Annotated in this window: 2 protein-coding genes and 1 other annotated feature; of the genes, one reads left to right on the top strand and one right to left on the bottom strand. The window is 37.9% G+C overall.

Features of this window, described 5'->3' with window-relative positions:
* Window positions 1-880: pyridoxal-phosphate-dependent aminotransferase family protein (locus tag AC06OU_RS13905; RefSeq protein ID WP_475856553.1), on the bottom strand; the 880-nt coding region annotated here is incomplete at its 3' end.
* A 56-nt stretch (window positions 881-936) separates the two neighbouring features.
* Window positions 937-1,161 (bottom strand) — a binding site (T-box leader).
* A 368-nt stretch (window positions 1,162-1,529) separates the two neighbouring features.
* Between AC06OU_RS13905 and AC06OU_RS13900 the strand changes: the two genes are divergently transcribed.
* Window positions 1,530-2,894 carry an aspartate kinase gene (locus AC06OU_RS13900; protein WP_475856551.1) on the top strand — a complete coding sequence of 455 codons (1,365 nt, stop codon included), beginning with the start codon at window positions 1,530-1,532 and terminating at the stop codon, window positions 2,892-2,894.
* Window positions 2,895-2,965: the final 71 nt, after the last annotated feature.

The following is a 2,965-nucleotide window of genomic DNA, read 5'->3' as shown; positions in this document are numbered from 1 at the left end:
CATCCTCATCCGTTGTCAGTAATGGAATGTCTAGTGCTTTAAATGCTGCACGAGTCATATTTTTCATTAGTTCATGGCGAGCATATACGTTTTCAAGACCTTCTGTCTCCAATAATTTCAGCACCTGCTCAAGTCCAAATAATAATGATAAGGCTGGAGTAAACGGCGTAGTATCTTTTAGTAAATTATCTCTATATTTTTTTAGATTCAAATAAAATCTAGGCTGATCGTTTTCTTCAATTACTTTCCAAGCTTTTGCACTAGCAGCGACAAATGTTAAACCTGCAGGAAGCATGAATGCCTTTTGAGAACCAGTGACCATTACATCGATTCCCCACTCATCCATTTTTGTTTCTACTCCTGCCACACATGAAACTCCATCTACTACGATCAAAGCCTCTGACACCTCTTGTACGGCTAAAGCGAGCTGATCAATTGGATTTAAAACTCCAGTGGATGTCTCACAATAAGTAGAAAATACTGCTTTTACTTGTGGATGCTTTACTAGAAATGCCTTAACTTCTTGTGGATCTAATGCCTTGCCCCATTCAGTACTTAATACGTGTGTTTTAATATGATAGGCCTCACAAATCTTAGTGAAACGATCTCCAAACGCACCTGTTACTACAACAAGCACTTCTTCCCCTGGCTTTACGACATTCACAACTGCCGTTTCTAAACCTGCAGTCCCACTCCCAGCAATAATGGCAACCTCTTGGTCTGTACCAAACACTTTCTTCAACCCAGGGGTAATACGCTTAAGCATATCTGAGGTTTCTTTTCCTCTATGACCAATCATTGATTGATTCATCGCTCGTTGCACACTCGGTGGAATTGGACTTGGTCCTGGAATACGTAAAATGGTTTGATCTTGAAGCATACAAATCTCCTCCTTATTTTGGAAAAACAAAAAAGCCCTTCGTCCCCTACATTAATGTAAGGGGCGAAGAGCTAAAATAACTCACGCGGTACCACCCAAATTTACTGCAAACATACTGCAGCCTCTTAAGTTATGCTTAACGCGCATTCACGGATGAGCCTACTGACTTCAGCCCACCGATTCAAGAGTGCTACCTCACATACGAAACCACTGATTTGCACCAACCATCAGCTCTCTGTAGATTTACAAAATGTAAAGCTTATCTCTGTCAAAATCGTTTATCACTTATTGAATTATCCCTATCATACGCAGGATATTTTTAGTTGTCAATATAGTTTGAAAACTTGAAAACGCTATCATTTTATTACATCGTATATAAACGTTGATATTATGCTATTTTAAAAAATTAAAAATATTTATTATTCGTATATAAAATGATTCAAGATGGACAATCTGTTGTTTCTTTAAATTAATTAACCTAATTACGAACAATAATATAATTAATCTCATAATCATACACTTATATGAAATATTTTTTAATAAATATTATCTTACGTATTGACGAATATGATTAATATTTGTACACTGTATAAAATCATTTGTTTTTTCCATAAATACAATTAATCGAAAATAGTAAGGATTTGATGAGATGATCGTAAGTAAATTTGGAGGAACATCAGTAGCGAGCGCAGAACAAATTAAAAAGGTTGCAGAAATCGTAAAGGCTAATACTAAAAGAAAATACGTAGTCGTTTCTGCACCTGGCAAACGTTTTGAACAAGATAAAAAAGTGACCGACTTATTAATAAACCTAGGCAACGCTGCCTTACTTGGTGAAAATATAGAGCCTAGCCTTGATGCTGTGTTAAATCGATATAAGGAAATTGCTCTAGGCCTGGACTTAGATTTACTCATTTGTGATGTAATTGAAGAGGATTTACGATCAAGGCTATCTATGAATCAAGAAAATCATAGTTTATTTATGGATTCCTTAAAAGCGAGCGGCGAGGATAATAATGCGAAGCTTATTTCTACTTATTTCACAAGCATCGGAATTCCAGCTAGATACATGTGTCCTAAGTCAGCAGGTCTGTTAATAAATGACTTACCCGAACGGGCGATGGCACTCCCAGAAGCTTATAACAACCTCCATACGAGTCTAAAAAACACTAGTGAAGTGATTGTTTTCCCTGGATTTTTTGGTTATACAAAAAAAGGCTTACTACGTACTTTTGATAGAGGTGGATCAGATATAACCGGATCCATATTAGCAGCCTCTGTTCAAGCTGAGCTTTACGAAAACTTTACCGACGTGGATTCGGTTTTTTGTGCAAATCCGAAAGTAGTTAACTGTCCTGTGGAAATCGAGGAAATCACATACCGCGAAATGCGCGAGCTGTCGTATGCCGGTTTCTCTGTATTCCACGACGAGGCATTAATGCCAGTATATAAGGCTAAAATACCCGTTTGCATTAAAAACACGAATAACCCCTCTGCACCTGGCACCAAGATTGTTTCATCTAGAAAAGTGAACCGTCGACCTATAACTGGTATTTCAGCAGATAATGGGTTTTCGATCCTATACGTAAGTAAGTATTTGATGAACCGAGAAATCGGATTTGGTCGTAAGCTGCTACAAATTTTAGAGGAAGAACAAATTTCTTACGAGCATACTCCTTCAGGCTTAGATGATATATCTGTGATTTTTCGAAGCCACCAGCTAACACCCGAAAAAGAGGACAGAATAGTAAAGAGGGTTAAGGAGGAATTACACGCAGAAGATGCCCATTTCCGACATGAGTTCTCCATGATTGTAGTTGTTGGAGAAGGCATGAACAATAGCACCGGCCTAGCAGCTAGAGCTGCCACAGCAATCGCTCGAACTGGAGCTAACATTGAAATGATTAACCAAGGATCTTCAGAGGTCAGCCTTTCCTTTGGCGTTCATCAAAGCAATGAAAACAAAATCCTTCGAGAGCTCTACCAGGAGTTTTTTGCTCCTGTGACAATATGATGTGACTCCCTAGAAATTTCAAAAGTCTCAGAAATATAAATTTCTGAGACTTTTTTTATTTGGCTATGTTA

The organism is Psychrobacillus sp., assembly GCF_056205495.1.
Note: the sequence above shows the minus strand (reverse complement) of the source record. Positions and strands in the feature narration are given on the sequence as shown.

Coding starts and splice junctions, on each gene's coding strand:
- AC06OU_RS13900 (WP_475856551.1), top strand. CDS start 1,530: ATGATCGTAAGTAAATTTGGAGGAACATCAGTAGCGAGCGCAGAACAA.